This is a genomic window from Caulobacter sp. NIBR1757, from assembly GCF_027912495.1.
In the GTDB taxonomy this organism is placed as follows: domain Bacteria; phylum Pseudomonadota; class Alphaproteobacteria; order Caulobacterales; family Caulobacteraceae; genus Caulobacter.
In genome coordinates this window covers 3,399,026-3,425,175 of record NZ_CP115463.1, presented here as the reverse complement: position 1 = coordinate 3,425,175, position 26,150 = coordinate 3,399,026, and the positions used below count along the sequence as shown (strand labels likewise).

The 26,150-nt window shown below is 68.1% G+C and carries 26 protein-coding genes and 1 tRNA gene; 7 read left to right on the top strand and 20 right to left on the bottom strand.

Translation table 11 applies throughout. From position 1 onward, the window contains the following. Positions 1-52: 52 nt before the first annotated feature. Positions 53-397 carry a hypothetical protein gene (locus O5I81_RS16620; protein WP_271065977.1) on the top strand — a complete coding sequence of 115 codons (345 nt, stop codon included), beginning with the start codon at positions 53-55 and terminating at the stop codon, positions 395-397. Here O5I81_RS16620 and O5I81_RS16615 read toward each other — a convergent pair. Next, positions 369-2,000: a DUF6880 family protein gene (locus O5I81_RS16615; RefSeq protein WP_271065976.1), complete on the bottom strand. Its 1,632-nt coding sequence runs from the start codon at positions 1,998-2,000 to the stop codon at positions 369-371. The two genes, O5I81_RS16620 and O5I81_RS16615, sit on opposite strands and share 29 nt — an antisense overlap. A 43-nt stretch (positions 2,001-2,043) precedes the next feature. After that, positions 2,044-2,120: transfer RNA gene (locus O5I81_RS16610), tRNA-Arg, on the bottom strand. Positions 2,121-2,284: 164 nt separating this feature from the next. Between O5I81_RS16610 and O5I81_RS16605 the strand changes: the two genes are divergently transcribed. From O5I81_RS16605 to O5I81_RS16595, 3 genes are all read left to right on the top strand, one after another. Further along, positions 2,285-2,674 carry a response regulator gene (locus tag O5I81_RS16605; RefSeq protein ID WP_271065975.1) on the top strand — a complete coding sequence of 130 codons (390 nt, stop codon included), beginning with the start codon at positions 2,285-2,287 and terminating at the stop codon, positions 2,672-2,674. Positions 2,675-2,979: 305 nt separating this feature from the next. Then, positions 2,980-4,287, top strand: a complete 1,308-nt coding sequence (gene dctA, locus O5I81_RS16600) for a C4-dicarboxylate transporter DctA (RefSeq protein ID WP_271065974.1) — start codon at positions 2,980-2,982, stop codon at positions 4,285-4,287. Beyond that, the gene (locus O5I81_RS16595) at positions 4,284-5,027 is read left to right on the top strand and encodes a thermonuclease family protein (RefSeq protein ID WP_271065973.1); all 744 of its coding nucleotides are present in this window, start codon (positions 4,284-4,286) and stop codon (positions 5,025-5,027) included. Before dctA ends, O5I81_RS16595 begins: the two co-directional genes overlap by 4 nt. Here the strand turns inward: O5I81_RS16595 and O5I81_RS16590 are convergent. From O5I81_RS16590 to O5I81_RS16550, 9 genes are all read right to left on the bottom strand, one after another. Next, entirely contained in the window at positions 5,021-5,890 is an 870-nt protein-coding gene (locus O5I81_RS16590; protein ID WP_271065972.1) for an RNA polymerase factor sigma-32, read from the bottom strand. The two genes, O5I81_RS16595 and O5I81_RS16590, sit on opposite strands and share 7 nt — an antisense overlap. Positions 5,891-5,952: 62 nt before the next feature. After that, the gene (locus tag O5I81_RS16585; RefSeq protein ID WP_271065971.1) at positions 5,953-6,264 is read right to left on the bottom strand and encodes a type II toxin-antitoxin system RelE/ParE family toxin; all 312 of its coding nucleotides are present in this window, start codon (positions 6,262-6,264) and stop codon (positions 5,953-5,955) included. Beyond that, positions 6,254-6,502 carry a type II toxin-antitoxin system ParD family antitoxin gene (locus tag O5I81_RS16580; RefSeq protein ID WP_271065970.1) on the bottom strand — a complete coding sequence of 83 codons (249 nt, stop codon included), beginning with the start codon at positions 6,500-6,502 and terminating at the stop codon, positions 6,254-6,256. The genes O5I81_RS16585 and O5I81_RS16580 overlap by 11 nt, the downstream gene beginning before the upstream one ends. A gap of 121 nt (positions 6,503-6,623) precedes the next feature. After that, a complete protein-coding gene (locus tag O5I81_RS16575) occupies positions 6,624-7,127 on the bottom strand; it encodes a CarD family transcriptional regulator (protein ID WP_271065969.1) in 504 nt (167 codons plus the stop codon). Between the two features lie 280 nt (positions 7,128-7,407). Then, the gene (gene fdxA, locus O5I81_RS16570) at positions 7,408-7,749 is read right to left on the bottom strand and encodes a ferredoxin FdxA (protein ID WP_271065968.1); all 342 of its coding nucleotides are present in this window, start codon (positions 7,747-7,749) and stop codon (positions 7,408-7,410) included. A 112-nt stretch (positions 7,750-7,861) separates the two neighbouring features. Next, a complete protein-coding gene (locus O5I81_RS16565; RefSeq protein ID WP_271065967.1) occupies positions 7,862-8,152 on the bottom strand; it encodes an RNA-binding S4 domain-containing protein in 291 nt (96 codons plus the stop codon). Beyond that, entirely contained in the window at positions 8,149-10,674 is a 2,526-nt protein-coding gene (locus O5I81_RS16560; protein WP_271065966.1) for a helicase-related protein, read from the bottom strand. The genes O5I81_RS16565 and O5I81_RS16560 overlap by 4 nt, the downstream gene beginning before the upstream one ends. 670 nt (positions 10,675-11,344) lie before the next feature. Further along, positions 11,345-13,057, bottom strand: coding sequence for an amidohydrolase (locus O5I81_RS16555; RefSeq protein WP_271065965.1), 1,713 nt, complete (start codon positions 13,055-13,057; stop codon positions 11,345-11,347). 211 nt (positions 13,058-13,268) lie between these two features. Continuing rightward, positions 13,269-13,730, bottom strand: a complete 462-nt coding sequence (locus O5I81_RS16550) for a DUF3617 family protein (RefSeq protein ID WP_271065964.1) — start codon at positions 13,728-13,730, stop codon at positions 13,269-13,271. A 206-nt stretch (positions 13,731-13,936) separates the two neighbouring features. Here O5I81_RS16550 and rpmB point away from each other — a divergent pair, with 206 nt between their 5' ends. Further along, positions 13,937-14,233 carry a 50S ribosomal protein L28 gene (gene rpmB, locus O5I81_RS16545; RefSeq protein ID WP_271065963.1) on the top strand — a complete coding sequence of 99 codons (297 nt, stop codon included), beginning with the start codon at positions 13,937-13,939 and terminating at the stop codon, positions 14,231-14,233. Between the two features lie 57 nt (positions 14,234-14,290). On the opposite strand, the gene O5I81_RS16540 is transcribed toward rpmB, so the two are convergent. The 3 genes from O5I81_RS16540 to cobT all read right to left on the bottom strand — a co-directional run bounded on the left by O5I81_RS16540 (position 14,291) and on the right by cobT (position 18,506). Beyond that, positions 14,291-15,433 carry an L-lactate dehydrogenase gene (locus O5I81_RS16540; RefSeq protein WP_271065962.1) on the bottom strand — a complete coding sequence of 381 codons (1,143 nt, stop codon included), beginning with the start codon at positions 15,431-15,433 and terminating at the stop codon, positions 14,291-14,293. After that, complete coding sequence (locus O5I81_RS16535; protein ID WP_271065961.1) at positions 15,430-16,377, bottom strand: esterase-like activity of phytase family protein; 948 nt, start codon at positions 16,375-16,377, stop codon at positions 15,430-15,432. The genes O5I81_RS16540 and O5I81_RS16535 overlap by 4 nt, the downstream gene beginning before the upstream one ends. Positions 16,378-16,574: 197 nt before the next feature. Continuing rightward, on the bottom strand, positions 16,575-18,506 hold the full coding sequence (gene cobT, locus O5I81_RS16530; RefSeq protein ID WP_271065960.1) for a cobaltochelatase subunit CobT: 1,932 nt from the start codon (positions 18,504-18,506) through the stop codon (positions 16,575-16,577). Between the two features lie 102 nt (positions 18,507-18,608). Here cobT and O5I81_RS16525 point away from each other — a divergent pair, with 102 nt between their 5' ends. Further along, positions 18,609-18,827, top strand: coding sequence for a flagellar basal body rod C-terminal domain-containing protein (locus O5I81_RS16525; protein ID WP_271065959.1), 219 nt, complete (start codon positions 18,609-18,611; stop codon positions 18,825-18,827). 26 nt (positions 18,828-18,853) lie between these two features. Here O5I81_RS16525 and O5I81_RS16520 read toward each other — a convergent pair whose 3' ends face one another. The 3 genes from O5I81_RS16520 to O5I81_RS16510 form a co-directional block, all read right to left on the bottom strand. Next, the gene (locus O5I81_RS16520) at positions 18,854-20,017 is read right to left on the bottom strand and encodes a mechanosensitive ion channel family protein (RefSeq protein ID WP_271065958.1); all 1,164 of its coding nucleotides are present in this window, start codon (positions 20,015-20,017) and stop codon (positions 18,854-18,856) included. A 228-nt stretch (positions 20,018-20,245) separates the two neighbouring features. Then, positions 20,246-20,617 carry a hypothetical protein gene (locus O5I81_RS16515; RefSeq protein ID WP_271065957.1) on the bottom strand — a complete coding sequence of 124 codons (372 nt, stop codon included), beginning with the start codon at positions 20,615-20,617 and terminating at the stop codon, positions 20,246-20,248. Between the two features lie 98 nt (positions 20,618-20,715). Further along, on the bottom strand, positions 20,716-22,008 hold the full coding sequence (locus O5I81_RS16510) for an SLC13 family permease (RefSeq protein WP_271065956.1): 1,293 nt from the start codon (positions 22,006-22,008) through the stop codon (positions 20,716-20,718). 95 nt (positions 22,009-22,103) lie between these two features. On the opposite strand from O5I81_RS16510, the gene O5I81_RS16505 reads away from it, so the two are divergent. Then, a complete protein-coding gene (locus O5I81_RS16505; protein ID WP_271065955.1) occupies positions 22,104-22,967 on the top strand; it encodes a hypothetical protein in 864 nt (287 codons plus the stop codon). Positions 22,968-23,006: 39 nt separating this feature from the next. Here the strand turns inward: O5I81_RS16505 and O5I81_RS16500 are convergent, their stop codons facing one another. Genes O5I81_RS16500 through O5I81_RS16490 form a run of 3 tightly spaced genes read right to left on the bottom strand, consistent with a single transcriptional unit; the run spans position 23,007 to position 25,993 of the window. Continuing rightward, positions 23,007-24,140 carry a DUF3089 domain-containing protein gene (locus O5I81_RS16500; protein ID WP_271065954.1) on the bottom strand — a complete coding sequence of 378 codons (1,134 nt, stop codon included), beginning with the start codon at positions 24,138-24,140 and terminating at the stop codon, positions 23,007-23,009. Positions 24,141-24,163: 23 nt separating this feature from the next. Next, positions 24,164-25,309, bottom strand: coding sequence for a DUF3089 domain-containing protein (locus O5I81_RS16495; RefSeq protein WP_271065953.1), 1,146 nt, complete (start codon positions 25,307-25,309; stop codon positions 24,164-24,166). Between the two features lie 36 nt (positions 25,310-25,345). After that, entirely contained in the window at positions 25,346-25,993 is a 648-nt protein-coding gene (locus O5I81_RS16490; protein WP_271065952.1) for a cytochrome b/b6 domain-containing protein, read from the bottom strand. Positions 25,994-26,150 lie beyond the last annotated feature (157 nt).

The window sequence follows — 26,150 nt, the reverse complement described above, 5'->3', positions numbered from 1 at the left end:
CCTGGATGGCAAAAAGGCTCAAGACTTGCCGCCTTGGCGGGGAGGTTTCCTGATGTCGTCATCCGAACAGGCCCTGGCCGGCCGCATCGCCTGCCCCTTCGTCTACGCCAGGGGGGAGACTTGTCCGGGGCATATCGTCCGGATCGAGGCCTACAAGGCCGATATCGCCTGGGAGCGCGACGGCGCCGGCCAGTGGCGCTTCGGGTTCGGCCCACGATCCCACTACCATCTGTTCTGCTCGGAGAAGGGCAACCATGCCGGCTTCAAGCGGCAGGACGATCCGCAGATGAAGTTTCACTGGCGCGAGCTGCCGGACGAGATTCGCAAGGTGCTGGAGAGCACCGACCCGCAGCTTTCGGCCGACCTGACTATCGCAGCGCCTCGAGCCGGGGGATGAAGGTCCGCCTGGCCTTGTGGCGGACAGCCAGGTCGGCGAGGTAGGCGGCCTGGGACTCGCGGCCGGTGATCGCCCGCCGCTGGATCAGCCGGATGGCGGCGTCGTAGCTGGGGGCGCCGCCGGTTCGCACCCGGCTCTCGATCAGCTTTTCGTAGGCGGCGGTGGCGCGTTCCGGGTGACTCGCCGCGCTCGCCTCGGCCAGGGCTTCCAGCCGCATGTCGCCGATGTCGTAGGCGTCGGCCGTTTCCCAGGCGGCATCGAAAAGACCCTCCTCGATCCGGATTTCCAGAAGAACGATCGGCGGCGATCGAAAGAACTCCACCCGGTCGGAACCGGCTTTTGGTTGCCGCAGTATCCCCAGGGCTCGCTCGATGCGTGGCCCGGCCTCCGGACAGGCTCGCTGAAGCTCCTTGTAGAGATGCAGGCTCGGCCAGCGGGTGAAGGCGTCCCAGAGGAGAGTCTCGGCCTCGGCCGACCGGTTCGCCTTCGCCATCAGCTCGGCGGCGAAGCTGTGCAGCCGTTCGTCAGGTTTATCCTCGAAGCACCATAGCCCCTCTTCCAGCCATCTGAGGGCCTCGTCCGCGCGGCCGCCTTCGGACAACAGGGCGGCGATCTCGACGTAGCCCCTCGGCGTCTTGAGGTCGCCCTTGCGCAGGGCGATGCGCGCGTCGAGGTCGCCTTCCTCCTTGGCGAAGCCGTCGAGAATGGCCCTGAGGCCCCAGGGGCGCTCGGCCCCGGCGGCGTCCCAGGCCGCGGTCGCCAGTCGGCGATACTCGGCAACGCCCCGGGGTCCCAGAACCTCAAAATAGATCGCCACCGCGCCCTCGAACGCCGCCCAGTCGCAATTCAGTTCACGCTCCAGAAGGGCGGCGGCCAAGGCAAGGGGGTCGGCGGGCGCCTTTCGACAGGCTTCGAGGTGAATATCGACCGCCCGCGACAGCACGCCGCTGACTTCCCCTTCGGAATCATCGACGTCCTCGTAGGCCTCTTCCATCTCATCGAACAGATGATCCAGCAGCGTCACCACCAGGGCGGCGCGGCCACTGTCGATCAGGCCTTGCAGCCTTTCCAGCACCTCGCCGATCCCCTCGGCGTAATCGCGGGCGCCGCGCCAATTGACATAGCCGCCGCCGTCGCAGGCCTCGTCGATCATGGCGCGATAGCGACCGGCCAACGCCGCCTCGTCCTCCTCCGCATCGGCCGCGTCCAGTTCGATCTCCGCCAGCAGGGCCTCGTCCCGCAGCGCCTGGCGCAGCAGCCGGTCGACGAGCGCGTCCACCCCCTGCGCCTGCAGATACCGGCGGGCGGCGGACAGTCGATCGGCCGGCGGCGTCCCGGCATCGAGGGCCTCGGTCACCGACAGGGCCACGGCCACCAGATGCTTGCAGAAGCCGGCGTCTTCGAAGGCCGGGCAGTCACAGGCGCCGCCGGGGCGACCCTTGGCCGAGTGCAGCTCGACCCGGTAAGCCTCCGAGCCCCGCACGCGCGCCAGCACGCGCCGATCGTCGATTGAAAGGATTTCGACCCGCCGCTCGTCGTGATAGGCGACACCGCGCGCGTAGACCTTCGGCCCGACAAGGCTGCGGAGAAGTGCGTCGGACACGGGCGCGAATCGCGGAGTCTGCATCGCGGGTCACAATAGCGGCTGGCGGCCCCGGAGGGACTCGAACCCCCGACCTTGGCTTTAGGAAAGCCCTGCTCTATCCGGCTGAGCTACGGGGCCGCACTGGCGCCCTGATAGCCTCCAAGCCCCCAGGCTCACAACCCCGCTTGCGGACACTGTGCGGGGAATGACGCCGCGGCCGGCTTAACCAGGCCCGTCACGGATTTCTTAAGGCTGCTTCGACCAGACTGGTCGGCCACCCATAAAGCCAGCCCGGAAGCGGCATGACGCACAAGATCCTGATCATCGACGACGACCCGCTCCTGCGCGAGATCGCCGTCGAACTGCTGGGCGATGCAGGCCATGAGTGCCGGGTCGCCGAGGACGGCTTGTTGGGACTCGCCAGCCTCGAGGCGCACCCCGCCGATCTGGTGCTGCTGGACATGATCATGCCCAACATGGACGGGGTCGAGGCCCTGGGTCAGATCAAGGCCCGCTGGCCGGACCTGCCGGTCATCGTGATGTCGGGCGGCGCCCGGACGATAACCCTGCAGAGCCTGCTGCGGATGGCCGCCGCGCTGGGGGCCGACGAGGTGATCCCGAAGCCACTCCGCCGCGAAACCCTGCTGCCGCTGGCGGCGCGGCTACTGACGCGGGGTTCACAGGCGGCCTAGAGGGCGCGGGTTTGCCGAAGATGAATATGTCTAGACATATTCATGAGACTTTGCGGACTCTCGCGGTGCTCCGCCCGACCGGCGTCTCAAAGGTGGGCGCCGGCAGGTCAACTTTCGGCGACGCCATGTCAACGCCGGCGCCGACGCCCGGTCTACAGTCACAGCCTCTGGACCAACGCCAAGGCGCGGAATTTTCAGAGGATTATTGTCGGATGGCACGCTTGCGGCCGGCGCCCGCGGTATAATGTTGGTCCGCTTCGACAGGCCCGGCTATCGTCGCGCCTTGCTTCGCCCGGGGAGGGGTCATGCGGTTCTTGCGTCTGCTGTACGTCCAGGTCCTGCTGGCCATTGCCGCCGGCATCGCGCTGGGCGCTGTGGCGCCGGGGCTGGGGACCGAGCTGAAGTGGCTGGCCGACGCCTTCATCAAGCTGATCAAGCTGGTCATCGCTCCGGTCATCTTCTGCACCGTCGCCGCCGGCATCGGCCATATGAGCGACATGGCCAGGTTCGGCCGGGTCGGGGCGCGGACGCTGCTCTACTTCCTGGTGGTCTCCAGCTTCGCCCTGCTGGTCGGCCTCGCCGTGGCCCTGATTGTCCAGCCGGGCGCCGGCATGAACATCGACCCGGCCGCCATCGACCCGGCCAGCAAGGCCGCCAAGGCCGTCGCCGGCTATGCCGACAAGGCCGCCGATGCGCCGGGCCTGGCCGCCTATATCCTGCATCTGATCCCCGACACCTTCATCGGGGCCTTCGCCGACGGGGCCATCCTGCCCGTGCTGGTCATCGCCATCCTCACCGGCTTCGCCTGCGCGCGGCTGGGCGAGTTCGGGGCCAAGGTCAGTCATGTGCTGGAAGACATCGCACGCGTCTTCTTCTCGATCATCCACATCGTCGTGCGCTTCGCCCCGATCGGCGCCTTCGGGGCCATGGCCTACACCATCGGCGAGCATGGCCTGGGCAGTCTGGTGCAGCTGGGCAAGCTGATCGTGACCTTCTACGCCACCTCCCTGCTGTTCGTGCTGGTGGTGCTGGGGGGCATCTCGGCCTGGGCCGGGTTCAGCCTGATCAAGTTCCTGCGCTACATCCGCGAGGAGCTGCTGATCGTGCTCGGCACCTCCAGTTCGGAATCGGTGCTGCCGCAGATCATGGAAAAGCTGCAGCGGCTCGGCGCCAGCAAGTCGGTGACGGGCCTGGTCATCCCGACCGGCTACAGCTTCAACCTCGACGGCACCAACATCTACATGACGCTTGCCATCCTGTTCCTCGCCCAGGCGACCAACACCCATCTCGACGGCTGGCAGATCGCCACCCTGCTGGGCGTCGCCGTGTTGACCTCGAAGGGGGCTGCCGGGATCACGGGAGCCGGCTTCATCGCCCTGGCGGCGACCATCACCGAGGTTCACACCATCCCGCTGATCGCCCTGGCGGTGATCTTCGGCATCGACCGCTTCATGAGCGAGTGCCGGGCCCTGACCAACCTGGTCGGCAACGGCGTCGCCACCCTGGTCATCGCCCGCTGGGAGGGCGAGCTCGACGTCGCCCACCTGCGGGCCGAGCTGGATCGCGGCCCGATCCCGGCCTTGAAGGAACCCCTGCTGGAGCCCGCCCCTTGATTCGCGTCCTTGCCATCGTTGTCGCCGCCCTGTGTCTGGCCGCCTGCGGCGACGCCGCCCGGCTCGACGCCCTGGCCACCCAGGGCAAGGCCAAGGTGGTCGAGGTGGTCACCGGCGACATGGTCCGGCTGTCGGACGGCAGCGACGTGAAGCTGGCCGGCATCACTGCCCCCAGGCTCGACGCGCCCTACGGTGAGGCCTCGCGGGAGCGGCTGGCGCAGATGGTGCTGGGCAAGGATGTCGAGATGCTGTCGGCCGGCGCCGCCACCGATCCGTTCGGCCGCAAGGTCGCCCAGCTGCGCCTGGCCAAGGGGCGGCGCTGGGTGCAGGGCCGCATGCTGCGCGAGGGCGCGGCGCGGGTCCGCACCTTCCCCGAAAGCCGGGCGCTGGCCCGGGAGATGCTGCGCCGCGAGGCCGAGGGGCGGAACGCCAGACGGGGGCTGTGGGCGCTACCCGGCTACCGGGTGCTGATCGCCGGCGAGGCCGCCGTGGCGGCGCCGGGCTTCACCCTGGTCGAGGCCCAGGTCGGCCATGTGCGGACCGGGACCGACGCCCGCATCCTCGACCTTGGCCACGGACTGTCGGCGGTCATTCCGGCCCGGGCGATCCAGGATTTCGACAGCGCCGGCCGCTCACCGGCCTCGCTGGAGGGGCGTCTGGTGCGGGTGCGGGGGTATCTGCGGGACGGCCAGCTGAAGCTCGATCACCCCGAGGGGCTGGAGATCCTCAATCCTCAATAGGCGCCGATGAGACCGGCCAGGGCAGCGGGGGAGAACTCATTCTGCAGGGCGCGGCGCAGCTTCTCCAGCGCCCCATGCTCGACCTGGCGCACCCGCTCCTTGGAGACGCCGATCTCCTCGCCCAGCGATTCCAGGGTGCGCGGCTCGTCGCTGAGCCGCCGGGCCCGGACGATCAGCAGTTCGCGCGGCGACAGCACCGTCAGCGCCCTGGCCACCGCCCCGGCCCGCGCCTCGCCGTCCAGCGTCTCGGCTGTGGCGGCTTCGGGATCGGGGCGTTCGTCGGGCAGGAAGTCCTGGTAGGCGTCCTCGGCCCCGGCCGTGATCGGGGCGTTGAGGGAACGGTCCGAGGCCGACAGCCGCGAGGCCATGGCCTCGACATCCTCTTCCTCGACACCCAGCTCGATGGCGATGGCGACCCGGGCTTCGGGGGTGAGCCGGCCCTCCATGTCGCCCAGCCGCGCCCGCAGCCGGCGCAGGTTGAAGAACAGGCTCTTGCCGGCCGCTGTCGTGCCGGTCCGAACGATCGACCAGTTGCGCAGCACATAGTCCTGCATCGCCGCCCGCACCCACCAGCCGGCATAGGTCGAGAACCGCACCGCCCGGTCCGGCTCGAACCTGGCCGCCGCCTGCATCAGGCCGACGCTGCCTTCCTGGATCAGGTCGCCGTGCGGCAGGCCGTAGGCCTTGAACCGCCCGGCCATGGCGATGACCAGCCGCATGTAGGCGCCGGTCAGTTCGTGCAGGGCCGCCTCGTCCTGCTGTTCCTTCCAGCGGACGGCAAGGTCATGCTCATGCGCGGCCTCGAGCATGGGCGTGCGCATCGCCTGGCGGATGTACCGCCGCTCCGCTGTTTCCGCCGTCACTGCTTCTCTCGCCATGTGGCGAGGTACGCGGGGCGTGCGGCGGTGGATCACTACTGGGGAATTTAGTTGTTCAGATCGTCCGGGCCTGCGGGATCGTTCGCCCAATCCTCATGCCCGTGCCGGATTCGAACGATCAGCACGCCGTCTGAATCCAGAAGATAGACGATGACGTGAGACTTGTAGGGATGAATTCTGGCTGATCGAAAGGCGCCGGCCCGTTCCCGCGATGCGAGCGGATAGTCAGCGATAAAGTCGAACGCGGCCTCGAAGCCATCCTGATAGCGGTCCGCCTGGGCAACCCCAAACAGGCGTACGCCCGTGGCGTAGATGTCGATCAGGTCCTGCTGAGCCCGAACCGACAGTCTAGCTTTCATCCAACCCGGCCTTGCGCCGACCAGCGGCCCGGATCTCGTCCATCGTCATCGTGCCAACGCCACTGGCGATGCCCTCCTCAATGAGGGCGTTCATGGCCACGATCTTGCGGGTACGCTCCTGATCCCGGCGGATCAGGTCTCGGACATAGTCGCTCGAATTGCTGTAGCGGCCATCGTCCGCTTGGCGCTCGACCCAATCCTTCATGGCGTCGGGCAGGGAGACATTCATCGTCGCCATCGGTCACCTCTTTCAAGGAGAATTCCCTTTCATGGCAAAGTTTGTCAATCGAAAATGCGGCAAAGAAAAACGCCCGGACCTTTCGATCCGGGCGTCAATCTTCATACCGTAGAGGAACCGCCTAGGCGGCCTTCTGCAGGCTCTTGGTCAGCAGGTTCACGGCCGCGTCGCGGTCGATGCGTTCGACGGCGGCGACTTCGCGGGCCATGCGGTCCAGGGCCGATTCGTACAGCTGGCGCTCCGAGTAGGATTGTTCCGGCTGGTTCTCGGCGCGGTGCAGGTCGCGGACCACCTCGGCGATCGAGACGAGGTCGCCCGAGTTGATCTTGGCTTCATACTCCTGGGCGCGACGCGACCACATGGTGCGCTTGACCCGGGCGCGGCCCTTGAGGGTGGTCAGCGCCTTGCTCATCACGCCTTCCTCGGCCAGCGAACGCAGGCCGCTGGTGGCCGCCTTCTTGGTCGGGACGCGCAGGGTCATCTTCTCGTGGTCGAAGGTGATCACGTAGACTTCCAGAGACATTCCGGCGACTTCCTGAGTCTCGACCGCCTGGATCGAGCCCACGCCATGGGCGGGGTATACAACGTGGTCGCCCACGGAAAACGCCAGACCGGTCTTGCTCATTGTCTTCCTTCTCCATCACCTCCGCGGACTGCGCGGAGCACCTGCTCCCACGAAGGCTCTTGTCAGGACGCGAAAAAGCCCCAGGCGCTGAAGTGGCGCGGGCTCAAACTGTCTTGCTCAAAAGTCTTCTAGGACACCCTTCGCCTTCGTCCGGGCGCGCCGTTCGGGAGCGGCTGTTCTTGAACCGAGGCGCAAGCAGGAAAATCCCACCGCGTCGAGGGTGTATTAGCACAAAATTCAGCCGAATGAAAGGTTTGCGACAACCAGGCGTCGCGAAGCTCTAGCTGCCCTTGCCGGGCTTTTCGCTGAAGTACTTCGCGAACTTGTCGGTCTCGCGCTCGAAGGCCTCGGCGTCGGCCGGCGGTTCGCCCTTCAGGGTGATGTTCGGCCAGACCTTTGCGAAGTCGGTATTGATCTTCAGCCACTTGCTGTCGGGATCGTCCTCGGTGTCCGGCTTGATGGCGTCGACCGGGCATTCGGGCTCGCAGACGCCGCAGTCGATGCATTCGTCCGGATTGATGACCAGGAAGTTCTCGCCCTCATAGAAGCAGTCGACGGGGCAAACCTCGACGCAGTCCATGAACTTACATTTGATGCAGGGATCGGTGACGATGTAGGTCATCAGGCGCTCTAAAGGCGCGCACATGGGGATCGCGCGCGCGGGATCGGATCGTGGAGGCGCGTCATCCGATGGGGGAGGGCGCCTTGTCAATGCGGCGAGGGCTCGCGGCCCGTCAGTTATTCTCCAAGGTGGTATAGAGGGCGCGAGCTTCGGGCGGCGGACCGCGTCTCTCGCCGGCCTGTTCCATGCGCACCGCGATCAGCCGGCCGCCGAGGGCGAAGACCAGTTCGTCGCCGATGTGCAGGGTGCGGCTGGGCTTGTCGAGGCGGGTCTCGACGCCGCCGCGGGTCATGCGCACGCGGCCTTCCTCAAGGAACTTCGCAGCGATCGTGCGGCTCTTGAAGAAGCGGGCGCGCCACAGCCAGACATCGGCCCGGCAGGCGGTCTCGGCCGCCTCGCTCACGGTTTGACGGTCCGGGTCGCCTTTCGACGCGGTCGGCGGGGTTTGGGCGCGGGGACCGGGACCTGCAGCCTGGCAAGGGCGGCAAAGGGGGAGCCGGGCGGCGGGCTGACCGGCGTGGGGGCGGCGGCTCTGGCCGCGCCGCGCCGGCGCCAGGCGATGGGGTGATCGCGATTGACGGGGGTGAGGCCAAGGCCCCGCAGGATGTCGGTCGCGTCCCTTGCGGCCCAGCCCAGCCCTTCCAGCAATTTGTCGGAGACGACCGAGCCGCCGGCCTTCTGCGGCGCGGCGCGCAGGGCTTCGTCCAGCGCCTCCAGCTGATCGACGGGCACGGCCAGGCCGCCGACCGCCATCAGGCCACGCGCCGACAGGCCCTTGGCGTCGACGGGGCCGGGTTTCAAGCGGCTGACCTTGCCGGGGGCGGGCGCGGTGAGATCGGCCTTCAGCGACTGGGCAAAGGCCCGCGCGTCCTCGGTCAGCAGGCCGGGCAGGTGCAGGCTGAAGGCGCCGATCCGCACCCCGAGGCTGCGCAGGGCCCGGCGCTCGGCCTGGCTCAGCACCTTCATCTCTTCCTCGACCTGGCGGCGGGGCAGGACGCCGCCGTTTTCCAGCAGCCGGTGGGCAAGGCCCCGCGCCAGACCGCGCAGGCCGCCGTCGCTCATCGCCGCCTCCAGCGCCGCCAGCGGCGACAGCTTGCGGGCCCGCTCATGGGCCAGCCAGGCTTCCAGCCGTCGTTGCGCCCGCTCACGGGCCGGGGCAGGGCCCAGTTCGCCCAGCAGCCTGACCTTGCCCGCCGCATCCAGCCGTCCGGCCGCCGCGCCGCGCCAGAGGACCATGCCGTCCGGCGTCAGGCTGAAGGCGTCATCATCCTCGGCCGCCAGGGCGCCGAGCCGTTTGGCCACCTCCGGCGCCACCGCCCGCTGGGCGGCGCCGCGCAGGGCCTTTTCCTCGAGGCTGGTGATGGCCTTGGGCTGGTCGAAGACCACGCCGCTCAGTTTGCCGACATAGTGGCCCTCGACGGTCACCGTGCCGTCCTCGGCGACGCCAGCCATCATCGTCTCGCGGTCGCCCAGCTGGCGCATCAGCACGCTGGTCCGCCGGTCGACGAACCGCGCCATCAGCTTCTCGTGCAGGGTGTCGCTGAGGCGGTCCTCAAGCTGGCGCATGGTCGACTGCCAGAAGGCCGGGTCGTGCAGCCAGTCGGGCCGGTTGGCGACGTAGGACAGGGTGCGCACCGCCGCCAGCCGCGCCGCCAGGGAGTCGATCTCGCCGTCGGTGCGGTCGAGGCCGGCGAACTGCGCCGCCATCCAGTCGTCGGGAATCCGCCGCCGGCCGCTGGTCAGCTCGTTGAAGATGCGGCGCAGCAGGTTGAGGTGATCGTCGCTGGCGATCTTGCGGAAGTCCGGCGTCTGGCAGACCTCCCACAGCTTCTCAAGCTGCGGCCGCGCCTTGGCCCGGTGGGCGATCTCCGGGTCCTCGGCCAGCTTTTTTAGGGTCAGCTCGTCCAGCGCCTCGGCCGACAGTTTCAGCCCCTCGCGCTGCGGCGCTTCGTCCAGCGTCTTGATCAGCGTCGTCATGCTGGTGAAGTCGAGGCGGCTGTTGCGCCATTCGGCCGTGGTGATCGGCTCGAAGCTGTGGTTCTCGACCCGCTCGACCAGGTCCTCGTCGATCTCATCTGCCTCGCCGGTCACCCCGAAGGTGCCGTCGCGCCGATAGCGGCCGGCCCGGCCGGCGATCTGGGCGATCTCGGCGGCGTGCAGCCAGCGGCTTCGCTTGCCGTCGAACTTGCGCAGGCCCGCGAAGGCGACATGGTCGACGTCCATGTTCAGCCCCATGCCGATGGCGTCGGTGGCGACCAGGAAATCGACCTCGCCTGACTGATAGAGGGCGACCTGGGCGTTGCGGGTGCGGGGCGACAGGCTGCCCATGACCACGGCGGCGCCGCCCCGTTGCCTACGGATCAGCTCGGCGATGCCGTAGACCTGATCGGCGCTGAAGGCGACGACGGCGCTGCGCCGGGGCAGGCGGGTGATCTTCCTGGGTCCGGCGTAGGTCAGCGAACTGAACCGCTCGCGGGTGACGATCTCGGCCTTGGGCAGCAGGCGACGGACCAGGTTCACCATGGCGCCCGAGCCCAGCAGCATGGTCTCGTGCTTGCCGCGCGCGTGGAGCAGCCGGTGGGTGAAGACATGGCCGCGCTCGGGGTCGGTGCACAGCTGGATCTCGTCGATGGCCATGAACTCGACCTCGCGGCCCAGCGGCATGGCCTCGACGGTGCAGATGAAATAGTTGGCGCGCGGCGGGACGATCTTTTCCTCGCCGGTGATCAGCGCCACCTCGCGCACGCCCTTCAGCGCCACCACCCGATCGTAGATCTCCCGCGCCAGCAGGCGCAGGGGCAGGCCGATCATGCCGCTGGCGTGACCGCACATCCGCTCGACGGCCAGATGCGTCTTGCCGGTGTTCGTAGGGCCCAGGACGGCCGTAAGCCGGGCCGGCGCCTGGCCGGTCGAGCGATCACTCATGGCCTATAGGTGGGGCGGGGCTTCGAGTCGGGCAAGCGCGGTTGGTCTCGCTGTGGCAACTTGTCTGGCAACGCTGACGACAAGGGCATGTTCCTCGTCGGGTGGCTTGGTCAGGCCTGTGAGTCTGAGGAGGGGAGAATGACGGTCTTGGACCTGGTGGAGTATTATCCGAACACTCGCGGGGACGATCCGAAACACAAGGTTAGTGCCGTCTATGAGGGCGTTGTGGAACGCGCCTCCGATGGGTTCACTGTGTTGAGACTCAAATCGGACGGAGCCAGCCGAGCTCATCAGATCGAGGTGGGCGAGGTCTATGCAATAACCGTTCGCGGGCGGCGGTATGTGCTTGAGACCCCGCCAGAGCGATATCGCATCCGAGGGGCAGAGATCAGGCGCATCGTGGAGGGGATCACTGAGAGTTGGGCCGCGCCCTACTTTGACCCGACGTCGCCAAAGTACTTCAAGCGGGCAACAGACTACGAACGTCCCGCTGATACTGACTTTGATCGCAAGCACCGACGAATGATTCTAGGAGAGCGCTCGGCCCCTGGACGACGCAGGGTCGCGGAAGGACCTTCTGGGGCGGGCTGCGCGGTTATCGCCCTTCTTCCCCTAGTCGCGGTTTGCGCGGGTGCCTTGATCGCGTGGATGTTCTAGGGTTCCAGTCAGTCTAGCGACCGTCGAACACCGTCCGGCCCCTGACCACGGTCAGCACCGGCCTGGCGGTCGGGATATCGGCCTCGGCGGCGGTCAGCAGTTCCCGCGAGAAGACGGTGATGTTGGCCGGGCTGCCGACGACCAGCCGGCCCCAGCCGGCCGGGCGATGGTCGGCCTGGGCCGGGTTGAGCGTGAAGAGGTGCAGGGCCTGGACGCGGTTCAGCGCCTCTTCGGCATGCCAGTCGGAGCCCGAGGCGCCCTTCAGGTCCTTGCGCACGGCGGCGGCGTAGTACTCGATCCTGGGATCGCCGACCTCGACCGGGGCGTCGGTGCCGCCGATGACCAGGGCGCCGGCGTTGGTCAGGCTGCGCCAGGCATAGGCGCCCTTGAGGCGGTCCTCGCCGAGGCGCGCCGGGGCGAAGTAGAGGTCGCCGATGGCGTGGCTGGGCTGCATGGAGGCGATGACGCCCAGCTGCCTGAAGCGCGGATAGTCGGCCGGATTGACGATCTGGCTGTGTTCTATGCGCCAATGCACTTTCTTCGCGGCGGTCGGATCGGCGGCGAAGGCCTCGGCCATCCAGTCGAGCGCCTGGCGGTTGCCGCGATCGCCGATGGCGTGGAAGGCGATGTCGGCGCCGACCTTCAGGGCCTGTTTCATGATCGCCAGCGCCTCGTCATGCTGGGCGATCTGCAGGCCGCTGGCGGCCGGCTGGTCGCTGTAGGGGCTGAGCAGCAGGGCGCCGCGTGACCCCAGGGCGCCGTCCATGTAGAGCTTCACCCCGCGCACCCGCACCATGCCGGTCGGATCGCTGTAGGGGCCGCGGCGCAGGACCTCGGCGGAATCCTCAGGCGTCATGAAGACATCGACGGTGATCGGCAGCTTCTTCTCGGCGGCCAGCGCGAACAGCACCTTCACGTCGTCGGCCTCGGTGCTCATGTTGGCGCCGCCGGTCCAGCCGCGGGCCGCGTAGAGGTTGACCGCCTTTTCCAGCGCCTCGCGCCGGCGGGCGTAGGACAGCGGCGGCAGTTTGGCGCCGATCAGGCCCTGGGCTGTGTCGATCAGCATGCCGGTCGCCTGGCCTGCCGCGTCGCGCTCGATGCGGCCGCCGCTGGGGTCGGGGGTGTCTTTGGTGATCCCGGCCAGGGCCAGGGCGGCGGTGTTCAGCACCACCGCATGGCCGTCGGCCCGCTCCAGCACCACCGGACGGTCGGCGACCACGGCGTCGAGGTCGGCCTTGGTGGGGAAGCGCTTCTCGGGCCAGTGGGTCTCGATCCAGCCTCGGCCGGTCAGCGGCTCGGCGCCCGGGTGGGCGGCGTTCCAGGCCTTCACGGCCTCCGTCATTTCGGCGACCGACTTCACCTGGTCGAGGTTGAGGGTCATTTCGCGCAGGCCCACGCCGGTCAGGTGAACATGGCTGTCGACGAAGCCGGGGTAGGCGGCGGCGCCCTTCAGGTCGATCTGGGGCAGGCCCTTGGCCTGGACCCTCGCCGAGGCCAGGTCGCCGGCGAACACCACCTTGCCGTCCCGCACGACCAGCGCCTCGGCCGGAATCACCTGGGTCGAGCCGTCGGCCTGGGCCGCGCCACCGTCGCTGAAGATCGGGCCGCCGAACATCAGGAAGTCGTCGCCATCGGCGCCGCCCGCCCGGGCCGCGCAGCTGGAAAGGACCAAGGCCCCCAGAATCGGGCCCGCGAGAACGGCCAGCGGGCGAAGGAACTTGTGCAAGGGATGGCCCCGAAGAGGTTGTTGTCCAGCCGACAGTAGCACGCGCGGGGGCGGGCGGGCACTGCGGCGAGGGGCAGGTTAACGGCGGCGGGGATGGCGCAGGAACGGCTGCGAAACGAATCAGGACCGAATCGGCGACCTCGCCCGATTCGGCATTTGTTCCCTACAAGCTATTGTATCTTAACGCCGATTAACCACAACCCTCAGAGTCTCACTTCGGCTTCTTGGGCTTCTTGGGCGGGCAGGTGGGGCCGATCCAGGTGGCGTCGATCGAGCCGGTCGGGGTCACGGGCAGGCCAATGATGCTCGTCTTGATCTTGGCGACCAGGGTGAAGTGTTTGGGGCTGTAGGCCCCGGACGCCGTGACGAAGGCCTTGCGGCCGCGCTTGTCCACGCAGGTGCCCTGGAACTCCGCCTTGCCGTTCGCGACGTTGCGGGTCGGGTAGGTGCATTTGTAGTGGCGGTTGCTGGGACCGCTGAAGAACTTGTCGATGTCCTTGGGCTCGACGCACTTCTTCTCGACGCTGGTCGAGGAGACGCCGTAGCTCACCTTGCTGCGGTATTCCCAGTAGCCGGGCAGGATGGTGTTCGTCGCCTGGCTGGAGGCGACGGCCGGGATGGCCAGCAGGGCGACGGTGGCGATGATGGCGGCCGGGCGGATCATATCGGGCATGGGCTCCAGAGCGTCGAGGCTTGCGGTCTTGTTCCATAATGGCGGCGCATGAATGGCGGCTGAAGGGGTCTCTCGCGACGCGGGCAGAGAGTCGTTTCTGAATCGGCTCAAAGGGTTGACCTCTCCCCGCCCTTACCCCTATAGACGCCCCTCTCGTGCGCAGGGGTTCCCTGGCGCGCCCGAAATTCTATTGCGAAGGTTCCAACATGTCGCGTCGCTGCGAACTCACCGGTGTCGGCCCCATGGTCGGCCACAATGTGAGCCACTCGAACATCAAGACCAAGCGCCGCTTCCTGCCGGCCCTGGCTCCCGCCACCCTGGTCTCGGAAGTGCTGGGCCAGTCGTTCAAGCTGCGGATCACCAACGCCGCGCTGCGCACCCTGGACTTCAAGGGCGGCCTCGATCCCGTGATCGTCAAGCTGAAGGACGAGAACCTCTCGCCCCGCGCCCTGAAGATCAAGCGCCAGGTCAAGGCCAAGCTGGCCGAAAAGGCCGCCGCCTAAACCACGCGGTTCTGAAGTTCTGAAGACGGCCTGCGAGGCGACTCGCGGGCCGTTTTTCTATGCCGCCAACAGGCTCGCGTCGGCGTTGCTCACGTCGGTGCAGCCGGTCAGGGCCATGGCCATCATCATCTCCTGGCGCAGTACGGCCAGCACATGGGCGACCCCGGCCTCGCCGCGCGCGCCCAGCGCCCAGGCCCAGGCGCGCCCGATCAGGACGCCCTTGGCGCCCAGGGCCAGCGCCTTGACCACGTCGAGCCCCGAGCGCACGCCGCCGTCCATCAGCACCGTCGTGTCATCGCCCACGGCCTGCGCGATCGCGGGCAGGGCGCGGGCTCCGCTCAGCACGCCGTCGAGCTGACGCCCGCCGTGGTTGGAGACGACGATACCGTCGACGCCGTGCCTGACCGCCTCGCGCGCATCCTCGGGATCGAGCACGCCCTTGAGGACGATCGGCCCCTTCCAGTGCTGCCGCACCCATTCGAGGTCGGCCCAGGTCAGGGTCGGGTCGAAGTTGCGGGTGACCCAGGGCCAAAATTCCATGATCCCCCTGGCGTCGGGAATCGCCGCGGCGATGTTGCCGAAGCTGTGCGGCCGCCCGCGCAGCCAGACGTCCTGCACCCAGCCGGGATGCAGCGCCCCGTCGAGGCCGCGCTTGAGGACGGTCGCCGCCGCGTTGCCGCCGAACAGGCCGGTGCGGTAGTCGCGATACCGCGCCCCCGGCACCGGCAGGTCGACGGTGAAGACCAGCACCTTGACGCCGAGGCCCGCCGCCCGGGCCAGCAGGTCGGCCATGTAGGCGCGGTCCTTGATCATGTAGAGCTGGAACCAGGGCGCCTCGCCGGTCGCTGCCTTGACCTCGGCGAGATCGCAGACCGAAACGCTGGAGAGGATCATCGGCACGCCGGCCGCATGGGCCGCGCGCGCCGCCTGCGCCTCGCCCCGGCGCGCATACATGCCGGCCATGCCGACGGGCGCCAGGGCCACGGGCATGCTGAGCGGTTGGCCGAACCATTCGGTGGCCAGGCTGATCTTCGACACATCGCGCAGGACCCGCTGGCGCAGGGCGATAGCTTCGAAGTCCTCGACATTGCGGCGCAGGGTGACTTCGCCGTAGGAGCCGCCATCGATGTAGTCGAACAGCACCCGGGGCAGCCGCCGCCGGGCCAACTCCCGGTAATCGGCGACGCAGGCGGCGATCACTTGCGGCCTGTCCAGTCGAAGACCATCAGGAGGGTCCTCTGTTTGGCGTCGGCGTTGTCGTCGCTGAGCAGCAGGATGCGGGTCGCGCCGGTCGGGGCGGTGACCAGGGCCACGCCCTCGATGTTGTCGACGGTCAGCGGGGCCTGCAGGGTCAGGCGCGCCATGGGCTGGGGCTGGCGGGCCTTCAGGGCGGCGGCGGCATAGACCGAGACGGTGATCCGCGACCCGCGAACCGGGTCCCAGGCGCGGTGGACGGCGACCACGCTGCCATCCTGGAAGGGGGCGATGGCGGTCAGGCCGAACTCGAGGTCCGGGCCGTTGAGCACGCTGAAGGTCTGGCAGGCGGCGCTGAGCTTGCAGAGCCAGAGCTCGCCCTCTTCCGAGCCGACCAGATAGGCGTCGGGACCGGCGAAGGGGTACTCGGTCAGCCCCTCCATGCCCTCGTTCTCGGAGAACAGGTTGCCGGGCTTGGGGGCCACGGTCGGCGGTCCGCCGGCGGCCGGATAGCGCCAGATGCGGTGGTCGCGCTCGAAGCTGACCAGGCGGTCGCCATTGGCGAGGATGGCCAGGCCCTCGGCGTCGCCCTCCGTCTTGCCCTGCACCGGCTGGCCATCGGGGCGCTTCAGGGGCCACAGTTTGCCATCGGTCAGGCCGGTGAGGCGGGTGTCTTCGCCGAACTGCAGCCGCGCTTCGAAGAGGTCGCCGAAGTCGCTGATCGCCACCAGCCGGCCGTCGGGGGTGATCTTCAGGTCCGAGAGGCCGTGCAGGCGGTTGGTGATCGGGTCGGTGACCGCCAGCCCGCCCATGTAGGTGAAGCCGTTCAGGTTGATGCGCGCCGGGTTCGAGGGATCGAACGGCACAGGCGTGGTGACCAGCTGGATCTCCGGCCCGGCCGGCTGCGGCTTGTCGGGCAGGGGCGGCGGCGGCGCGGCGCATGCGGCCAAGGTCGAGAGCGCGAGAAAGAGCGCAAGGACTCCCTTCCCCCTCGAGGGGGGAAGGGCCGGGGATGGGGGTGCGTGCACCGGCCCATAAGCGAAGTTCAAAGCGGGCGACGACGCCTTGCGCGCGCTTCCACGGGCCTCGCGCGAACACCCCCACCCAACCCTCCCCCCTCGAGGGGGAGGGCTATTGTGGGTGAGACTCACGACAGCGCTTCCTTCACCGCCGAAAACGTCGTCGCCTTCACCGGCGTCGGCACCACCGTCGGGGGAGCGCTGAGCAGGCCTCGCGCCTTGGCCACTCGCTTGGGCTCTTCCTCGAACAGGCTGGCCAGCTGTTCGACCAGTACGCCGCCCAGCTGCTCGACATCGACGATGGTCACCGCCCGGCGGTAGTAGCGGGTCACGTCATGGCCGATGCCGATGGCCAGCAACTCGACCGGGCTGCGATTCTCGATCTCGCTGATGACGTTGCGCAGATGGCGCTCCAGATAGTGGCCGCTGTTCACCGACAGGGTCGAATCGTCGACCGGCGCGCCGTCGCTGATGACCATCAGGATGCGGCGCTGTTCGGGCCGGCTCATCATCCGGTGGTGCGCCCACATCAGCGCCTCGCCGTCGATGTTCTCTTTCAGGAGACCCTCGCGCATCATCAGCCCGAGGTTCTTGCGGGCCCGGCGCCAAGGGCTGTCGGCCGACTTGTAGATGATGTGGCGCAGGTCGTTCAGGCGGCCGGGAGACGGCGGCTTGCCGGCCTTGATCCAGTCGTCTCTGGAGATGCCGCCCTTCCAGGCCCGGGTGGTGAAGCCGAGGATCTCGACCTTGACCGCGCAGCGCTCCAGGGTGCGGGCCAGGATGTCGGCGCAGACCGCCGCCACCATGATCGGCCGCCCGCGCATCGAGCCGGAATTGTCGATCAGCAGGGTGACGACGGTGTCGCGGAAGTCGGTGTCGCTCTCCTGCTTGAAGCTCAAGGGCGCGGTGGGGTCGATGATGATCCGGGGCAGGCGGGCGACGTCCAGCATCCCCTCTTCCAGGTCGAACTGCCAGCTGCGGTTCTGCTGTGCCAGCAGCCGCCGTTGCAGCTTGTTGGCCAGCCGCGAGACGACGCTCGACAGGCTCGCCAGTTGCTGGTCGAGATAGGCGCGCAGCCGCGTCAGCTCCTCGGGATCGCAAAGCTCCTCGGCCGGTTCGATCTCGTCGTGGGCGGTGGTGAAGACCTTGTAGGCCGGCTCCGGCCTGCCCGAATCCTTGGGGTCCGGGCGGGCCGGCTTTGCGCCGTCGCCCATCTCCGGGGCCTCGTCGCTCATCTCGGCGTCAGGATCGTCCTCGCTCTCGACCGCCTGTTCCTCGCCGTCGTCCTGGTCGCTGTCGGTGGTTTCGGTCTCCTGCATGGAGCTGCCTTCGGGCGACTGGCCCTCGCCGTCGCCCTCGCTGTCGTCCGACTGCTCCTGCTGTTCCTCGCCCTGCTCGTCCTCTTCGCCCTCGGTCGGGTCGGCGCCCTCGTCGCCCATGTCGAGGTCGCGCAGGATAGCCCGGGTTACCTTGGCGAAAGCGGCCTGGTCGTCGATGCTGGTCAGCAGCTTGTCGAGGTCGGGGCCGGCCTTGGCCTCGATCTCGGCCCGGAACATGTCGACGAGGGGGCGCACGGCCTGCGGCGGCTGTTGCCCGGTCAGCCGTTCGCGGACCATCAGGCTGACGATGTCGGCCAGCGGCGCGTTGGCCCGGTCCTGGATGCGGGCCAGGCCCTTGCGCTCCAGCGCCAGTTCCAGAACCGTCGTCAGGTTCTTGCGCACGCCGCCCAGGTTGTTGGAGCCGATGGCCTCGATCCGCGCCTGCTCGACGGCCTCGAACACCGCCTGGCCCTGGGGCGAGGCGGGCCGGCCGCGCGCATGGGCGACGGCGTCGTGGTGGGCCAGGCGCAGGGCCATCTGGTCGGCCAGGCCGCGAATCCGCGAGGCCTCGGCCATGGAAAGGTCGCGCGGCGGGTGCGGCAGCACCGCCCGGTTGCCCGACAGCTGCGGCCCGTCGCCGGAGAACACCACCTCCAGGTCCGGCATCTCGGCCAGAGAGCGCGCGGCATGGGCCAGCGCGCGCTTGAAGGGTTCGGTCGGGCTTTCGGTCTTGCCGCTCATACGTCCGTTTTAAGCACCGGCGCAGGGCGGGGGAAAGGCCACGATGCGGATTTACCCTGTTTGCTCGCCGAGACTTAACCTCGCCTCGATATCCGTACCTCCATGCAAGCGATCGGCTCCGCCACCGCCGGCCTGATGGCCGCCACCCAACGCCTCGACGCCAGCGCCCGTCGCACCGCGTCCTGGGGCATGGAGTCCAACGTCGATCTGGCCAAGGAAGCGGTCGAGCAGATCGAAGCCAAGACCGCCTTCAAGGCCAATGTCGCCGTCATCCGCACCGCCGACCAGATGACCGGCGTCCTGCTGGACATGCTGGCCTAGAGGCAGGCCGAGGGAATGACCCTCGGCTAGTGTTTCGCCAGTTCGGAAAGTTGCTGCTCCGGCAGCACGACCTGCATGTGCGGGAACGGGATCTCGATCCCGGCCTTGTCGAAAGCCAGCTTGATCCGGCGGTTGTACTCGCGGCCGACGGTCCATTGCTGGATCGGCAGGGTCTTGATGCGGGCCTTCAGCATGACCCCGCTGTCGGCGAGGTTGTCGACGCCGACGACCTCGATCGGCTCGAGGATCTTCGAACCGAATTCTGGTTCGGCCTGCATGTCGGCGCCGACCCGCGACATGATCGCCAGCGCTTCGTCGAGGTCGGAGCCGTAGGAAACCTGCAGGTCGAAGACATAGTAGGAGAAGGTCTTGGTCAGGTTATGCACGACCTGCGCCTCGCTGTAGGGGAAGACGTGCAGCGTCCCGTCGAAGTCCCGCAGCCGGATGGTTCGCAGGGTCATGCCCTCGACCAGGCCGCCGGAGTCGCCGATCCGCACGATGTCGCCGACCGAGACGATATCCTCGACGATCAGGAACATGCCGGTGAGGAAGTCCTTCACCAGGGTCTGCGCCCCGAAGCCCAGGGCGATGCCGACGACGCCGGCCCCGGCCAGCAACGGACCGATCTTCACGCCGATCTCGCTCAGCGCCATCAGGGTGACGACGATCAGGATGGCGGTCTGGGCGATGCCTTGCAGCAGGGGGCCGAGCGTCCTCAACTGGGCCTGGCGGCGGGGATCGTGCGCCCGATCGACGACGCCACCGATGACGCGGCCGATCATCAGTCCCGCCAGTTCGAAGGCCGCGACGGCGACAACGAACATCGCCGCCAGCCGCAGCGCCGCGCCGACGAAGGCCTCGCCATAGCCGCGAGACGCCCAGGCGAGGACGTCGATCCCCCAGACGTTGGCGATCAGGGCGGCGATCACAACAACGGCCACCAGCCTGAGCGTCCACATCATGACGCGTGTGACCCGCGCCGTCCGCACAGTCCGCTCGGCCGTGTGCGGTCCGGGCACGCGCCGGGCCGCGGCGCGCAACAGCAGGCGGCCGGCCCAGCCCGACAGAAGCCCGACCAGCACCAGGGCGAGGGTCAGGGCCAGATTGAGCGAGACCTGCAGGAGGCTCATCGAGGACAGGTGCGCAAGGGCGGCGCGTCCGGCCGCAAGCAGATGTTCGCTGGCAGTCACCAGTTTCCTTTCAGATATGGCCCCGCGATCCGTCAGAGCAGCTGACGGGCGGAAAAGACCAGTTTGTGTGTTTCGGCCATCGCTCGACTATCCGGCGACGCACCGCTCCGATTATGGAGCGCCTATAGTCGAGGGTCCGCAGCCAGCGGCCCTCAACGATCTGATCGTAGGCAAGGGGGTATTGGCGATCCACCCCCAGATGTACACAAACCCGTTATGGAGTCGCCTTCAGGCGTCGTTCCGGCCGAACGCCCGGCGAAGTCGTTCGAGTTGTTCGCCGTCGACGGCCCAATGGGCGAGAGGTTCGCCATGTGCAAGCGTCCCGTCCCGGAGGATCAGGGAGCGAACGCCCCAGTTGGACATCAGGTCTTCGGCCAGCTGGCTGGCTGAGCGTTCGCCCGTCAGGTCTCCGGCGACCAGGGCCAGGGTCGGCGGCGTCTGGGCCGTCAGAGCCAGTGCCGTCGCTGCGCGTGGGGTTGGCCCAACAACGCCAAATCCGGCAGAGTGAAGCTTGTCCAGAATATCAGTTGAAATTACTTCATCGTTACAAACGAATAATACAGTATCCATGCCCCCGTCATACATCCGCGGCTGCTCCATGATTTATCGAAAAACAGGACGCCTGCATTTTATCGTCGTTATTGAGGGTAAGGGATCATATGTTCTGACGATCCCGTGAACTTCCCCGGCGACAGCGGTCAGAACGGGAAGAACAGCGGAATGACCGCTACACCGACCAGCCAGGTCAGCAGATTCAACGGCATCCCGATGCGGACAAAGTCCACATAGCTGTAGCGCCCCAACTGAAAGACCAGAACGTTGGTCTGGTATCCGAAGGGTGTCGCGAAGGCGGCGCTGGCGGCCATCATGACCGCGATCAGGAAGGGCCGGGGACTGACGCCCAGGCTTTCGGCCAGGGCGACGGCGACCGGGGTCAGCAGCACGGCGACGGCCGCGTTGGACAGGATTTCGGTGAGGAACAGCGTCGCGCCATAGAGCAGGGCGAGCGCTGCCAGCGGCCCCAGCACGCGGACCCAGACCACCAGGGCGTCGGTCGCCAGGGACGCCAGGCCCGTAACCTCGAGCGAGAGCCCCACCACCACCATGCCGGCGATTAACAGCAGGATTTCTGGCCGCAGCCCCTTGTAGGCGTCCTCGGCGCTGATCACCCGCAGGATGACCAGCAAGACCGCCCCGGCGAAGGCCGAGGCGGCGATGGGCGCGTAGCCGAGCGCCGCGACCAGCACCACGACAACGAAGACACCCAGCGAGGTGAAGGCCTCGAAGGGCTTGAATGGTCGGTTGGCGGGAAAGAGGGCGGGGTCATCGCCGGCGGCATCGGCCGGCGCCTTGATGCCGGCGTCGGTCTCCCCGCCGTCGGACCCGCCCAGCAGACGGCCGCCGATCAGATAGAGGTAGAGCCCCCCGGCGACCGCCACGATCAGCGCCACCGGCGTGACCTCGAACATGCCGAACACCGGCTGGCCGGCGCTGCGGGCCATGTCGTTGACCAGCAGGTTGGTCGAGGTGCCGATGAGGGTGCAGGCGCCGCCGAGAATAGTGACGTAGGACAGCGGTATCAGGAACCGCTTGGCCGACAGGTTCATCGACTGGGCGACATCCCGCACCACCGGGGCGGCCAGCACGACGATCGGCGTGTTGTTGAGGAAGGCGGAGGCCGCGCCGGCTATGCCGATGACGATCCACAGACCGGTCGCGCCGAGGCGGGCGCAAAGGCCGGTCGCCTTGCGGATGATCAGTCCCAGCAGGCCCGACAGCTCCATGGCATAGGCGATGACGAACAGGGAGGCGAGGGCGATGATCGCCGGGCTGGCGAAGGCCCCCTGGACCTCCACGGGCCGAATGGTCCGCGTGGCCAGCAGAACAGCGGCGCCGGACAGGGCGACGATGTCGGATCGCACCTTTCCCCAGATCAGGGCGACCACAACCGCCAGCAATACGGCGAGGGCGACGAGTTGCGGCGCGGTCATTCGCCCGTCGGCTCAGCGACAGGCAAGCAGAACGGCGTCAGGCGCCGGGACGGGGGGGCTGTGAACACGCATCGCCAATCTGCTAGGCTCGAACCATGACCGAGAATAGACCGCCGACGTCAGACCGCAAACTCTCGCTCGTGGCCCCGGTCGTTATCGGCGCCATCGTCATTGTTCTGCTTGCGGCGCTGCTGTTCCTCAATCGCGAGCCCAAGGCGCCCGCGCCCGAGCCGGCGCCCCCGCCGCCGCCGGTCGTAAAGCCGCCGCCGGAGAAGCCGGGGCCTCAGGCCGGGCCCCTCACCCGTCAGGACCTCATCGAAGGCGCCACCCTGGAAGCCGCCGCCTATTCGGCCGGCTCCGGCTCGCCCAAGGCCCTCGCCGAAATCAAGGGGCGGCCGTTCGCGCTACGCATCCCCTTCGGCTGCGAAGGTCCCCAGGTGTCTCCGGGGCCGGCCCAGGCCTTCGTGGAGCAGGATCCGGCCGGCAAGGTCACGAAACTCGTGGCCCGGCCCGGCAACTGGTCCGCCTTGCCGATGCTGCAGAATTTCCCGTCGGGGGCCAAGCCGGAGGCGGTCGAAGGCTTTTGGCTGGCCCGGCCGTGGAGCACCTCGGAAGCCTGTCCGCCGCGCCGTGACGTCGGCGCGCCCGCCACGCCAACGCCCACCGCGACCCAGACCCTGGGCCTGGCCCGGCTGTTTGAGCCCGGCGGATCACGCCTCCTGCGGCGCGATGGCCGCCCCTATGAATTCGTGCGCAAGACTGCCGTGGACCAGCCGCCCCTGGCGGTTTCCTACAGGCTCGTGCTCGAAGGGCGGATCGCGACATTCCCGGACGGCCGCACAATTCGATGCGCGGCCGAGAGCCCGGATCATCGTCCCATCTGCCTCTACGCCGTCACCTTTGATCGCATCGCGTTCGAGACGGCCGACGGTCAGTCGCTGGCCGAGTGGCGAGAGTGAGCCCGAACCTTCTCCGGTCCTGACGCCTGCGTCGAGGCCTCAACGGGGCCCCGTCCGCCACGTCTCCGCCTGCGCCTTCACCACGGCGATCAGGTCGCCCATGCCGATGTTCATATCCAGGGTATGAAGGCCCCATAGCGGGTCGTTGTTGTTCTGGTCGCCGCCGATGCTGTCGGTGCGCGGATCGGCCGGGTCGGCGTTGGTGGTGACCTTCAGGTAGCTGAACGCCCCCTCGCGCACGCACTCGGTGGTCAGCAGGCCGGGGACGGAGACGTAACCGGTCTCGATGGCCTTGCCCTGAACCCAGGGCTGTTTGCCGGCGCCGCTCTTTGTCCGCAGGTAGCTGTGGGCCTGGGCCTTGCCGCCGGCCAGCGCGGCCGGATTGACGCAGGCGGCATGCATCCCAGCCCCTTGCACCCGTCCGAACATTGTCGCCGGAGCCGGGCCGAGGGTGTCTCGGAAGCTGACGTAGGAGACGAGGCAACCGGTCTGGCCGAGCTTGGAACAGCTGGCGATGGTCCCGAACCGGCCCTTGTCGTCGACCGGCACGCTCCAGCCGATCGGCATGGTCCCGACCAACTGCTTGCTCAGGGGCTTGGCGTCGAAATAGTCGCGGGTCAGCCGCTGGACGATCCCGGCCCCCTGGCTGTGGCCGATCAGGACGATGCCCCGGCCCTTGTTCTCATGGGCCAGGTACCAGTCGAAGGCCGCCTTCACGTCCTTGTACGGCTGTTCCATGTCGGCCCCCGCGGGCTGGCCGCTCATGGTCTTGCCCAGCGCCGCCAGGGTCACCTGCCGATACAAGGGCGAAAAGGTGCGGCAGACGCCGCTGAAGCGGGCGAAGTGCACCGCCGCCACCCGGGGCTCGTCGTCAGGGGTCATGTCGCTGTTGGGCGTCCTGTCGGTGGAGATGGTCGGGTAGACGTAGAAGCAGTCGATGCCGGGATCAGCCGCCCGCACGAAGGGCTCCAGCGTCACCGCGCCATCGGCGGCGATCACCGAGGTGGTCAGGTCCTGCGTCGAGCAGGGATCCGACCGGCCGGGCAGGCAGAGCCAGGTCTCGGGCTTGCTGTAGTCGTTGGGCGCGAAGCTGGGCGGGTTCTGCGCCGCCGCGCAGCCGGCGCCGCCCGCCAGCAGGAGGGCCGCGCCGAGAACGATGAGGGGAGTCTTCACGGCGCGGGTTTCCTTCTTTGGAGCTAGTGGCTCTTCTTCCAGGCCACGGCCTGCAGATGGACGATTTCGACCAGGTCGCCCATAGCCACATTCATGTCGATCAGGTGCAGGCCCCAGTTGGCGTCGACCTTGCCGAACACGACCACGTCGCCGGGAATGGTGTCGGCGCGGGCGTCGGCCGGGTCGGCGTTGGTGGTGACCTTCAGATAGCTGAACTCGCCATCGCGTACGCATTCGGTCGTCAGCAGGCCGGGCGTGGTGACGTAGGCGGTGTCCACAGTCAGGTCCTTGGCCCAGGCCGTCGGCGGGGCGCCGGCGGTGAGGGGGCGGTTCCAGTGGTAGGACACCGGCTCACCCTTGCCGCCGCCCAGAGCCGCGGGATTGATGCAGGCGGCGTGCTTGCCGTCCTCCGCCACCTTGCCGAAGCGGCTTGTGGCCGGCGGCGGCGTTTCGGCCCGGAAGCTGACGTAGGAGATCAGACAGCCGGTCTGGCCCTTGGCCGAACAACTGGGGATGGAGCCAAACATGCCCTTGTCATCGACGGGCACGTTGGAGCCGATCGGCATCACCCCGACGATCTGCTTCTGGATCGGCTTGCCGTCGATCTCGCGCTTGACCAGTTCTTGGATCACGCCCGAGCCCTGGCTGTGGCCGATCAGCACGACGCCGCGGCCCTTGTTCTCGTTGGCCAGGTACCAGTCCCAGGCATCCTTGACGTCATTGTAGGCCAGTTCCCGGCTGGCCCCCGGATTCTGACCGGTCATGTACTGGCGCAGGGCCGACAGCGTGACCTGGCGGTACATCGGGGCGAAGGGCCGGCAGACATTGCGGAAGCGCGCGAACTGCACCGCCACGACCCGGCGCTCGGCCTCGTCGATGGTCATGTCGCTGTTGGGGGTCGGGTCGGTCGAGACCGTCGGATAGACGTAGAAGCAGTCGATGGCGGCCGGCGCCGGGGTGGCTTCGAGGGTGATCTTGTCGCTCTTGCCGGTGGCCTCGACGACCGTCGTGGCCAGGTCGACGGTGCAGGCGTCGCCGGCCCGGCCGGGCAGGCAGAGCCAGGTCTCGGGCTTGGAATAGTCGTTCGCTGCCGGGGGCGTCTGGGCGGCGGCGAGGCCGGAGAGCCCCAGGCTGGCAAACATCGCCAAGGCTGTGATCTGGAACTTCATGCTGGCCTCCCGCCATACCCGGTTTTCAAATTTTGCCTAGAATGCCGATGCCTGCCCATTCAGCCAATAGAGAATCCCGAACGTCGCGCCGCCGAGGACCAGTCCGACCAGAAGCCGCCAGAGCGGGGCCATGACCGGCGCTTCGACGCCTTCGGCCAGGGCGCCGTTGCCGGTGATCATCGGTCCGACCAGATTCTTCCTGCGCGCCGCATAGAAGCCGATGGCCAGCAGGTGCAGCACGATCAGGCCGACGAGGACGTTGAACAGCGTCCCGTGCCACTGGGCGATGGCCAGGCCGGTGTCGTAGTCGACGTACCGGGTCAGCGGCCCGCCCTCGAAATCCTCGTTGATGGCGAACAGGCCGAGCCCGACCTGGGCGATCAGCACCAGCAGCATGGCCGCCACGCTCCAGCCGCCCAGCGGGTTGTGCCCCGGCGCCCCGGCCGCGCCGCCCCTAAGGTAGGCGGCGATCCCGGCCGGACCTTTCAGGAAACCGGCGAACCGCGCCGTCGAACTGCCGGCGATCCCCCACCATAGCCGGAAGACCAGCAAGCCGGCGATGGCGCAGCCGCTGACCTTGTGCCAGTCGAGATGGTCCTCGTGGCTCCACCAGGAGAAGGCGACCAGGGCCGCCAGCAGCCAATGGAACAGCCGCGTCGGCAGGTCCCAGATCAGTGTCGGCATCAACAATCCTCCCACGCGAAGCGGGGGAGGGGGACCGCGAAGCGGTGGAGGGGGCGAGGGCCGTGCGCCTTCGTCCGTGATGCTCCACTGTCTTCATCGAAACCCTCGGCGCCCGCACTCCGTCACTCGCCCCCTCCACCACGCTTCGCGCGGTCCC

Coding starts and splice junctions, on each gene's coding strand:
- O5I81_RS16620 (WP_271065977.1), top strand. CDS start 53: ATGTCGTCATCCGAACAGGCCCTGGCCGGCCGCATCGCCTGCCCCTTC.
- O5I81_RS16605 (WP_271065975.1), top strand. CDS start 2,285: ATGACGCACAAGATCCTGATCATCGACGACGACCCGCTCCTGCGCGAG.
- dctA (WP_271065974.1), top strand. CDS start 2,980: ATGCGGTTCTTGCGTCTGCTGTACGTCCAGGTCCTGCTGGCCATTGCC.
- O5I81_RS16585 (WP_271065971.1), bottom strand. CDS start 6,264: ATGAAAGCTAGACTGTCGGTTCGGGCTCAGCAGGACCTGATCGACATC.
- O5I81_RS16580 (WP_271065970.1), bottom strand. CDS start 6,502: ATGGCGACGATGAATGTCTCCCTGCCCGACGCCATGAAGGATTGGGTC.
- O5I81_RS16575 (WP_271065969.1), bottom strand. CDS start 7,127: ATGAGCAAGACCGGTCTGGCGTTTTCCGTGGGCGACCACGTTGTATAC.
- fdxA (WP_271065968.1), bottom strand. CDS start 7,749: ATGACCTACATCGTCACCGATCCCTGCATCAAATGTAAGTTCATGGAC.
- O5I81_RS16560 (WP_271065966.1), bottom strand. CDS start 10,674: ATGAGTGATCGCTCGACCGGCCAGGCGCCGGCCCGGCTTACGGCCGTC.
- O5I81_RS16550 (WP_271065964.1), bottom strand. CDS start 13,730: ATGCCCGATATGATCCGCCCGGCCGCCATCATCGCCACCGTCGCCCTG.
- rpmB (WP_271065963.1), top strand. CDS start 13,937: ATGTCGCGTCGCTGCGAACTCACCGGTGTCGGCCCCATGGTCGGCCAC.
- cobT (WP_271065960.1), bottom strand. CDS start 18,506: ATGAGCGGCAAGACCGAAAGCCCGACCGAACCCTTCAAGCGCGCGCTG.
- O5I81_RS16525 (WP_271065959.1), top strand. CDS start 18,609: ATGCAAGCGATCGGCTCCGCCACCGCCGGCCTGATGGCCGCCACCCAA.
- O5I81_RS16515 (WP_271065957.1), bottom strand. CDS start 20,617: ATGGAGCAGCCGCGGATGTATGACGGGGGCATGGATACTGTATTATTC.
- O5I81_RS16510 (WP_271065956.1), bottom strand. CDS start 22,008: ATGACCGCGCCGCAACTCGTCGCCCTCGCCGTATTGCTGGCGGTTGTG.
- O5I81_RS16505 (WP_271065955.1), top strand. CDS start 22,104: ATGACCGAGAATAGACCGCCGACGTCAGACCGCAAACTCTCGCTCGTG.
- O5I81_RS16495 (WP_271065953.1), bottom strand. CDS start 25,309: ATGAAGTTCCAGATCACAGCCTTGGCGATGTTTGCCAGCCTGGGGCTC.
- O5I81_RS16490 (WP_271065952.1), bottom strand. CDS start 25,993: ATGCCGACACTGATCTGGGACCTGCCGACGCGGCTGTTCCATTGGCTG.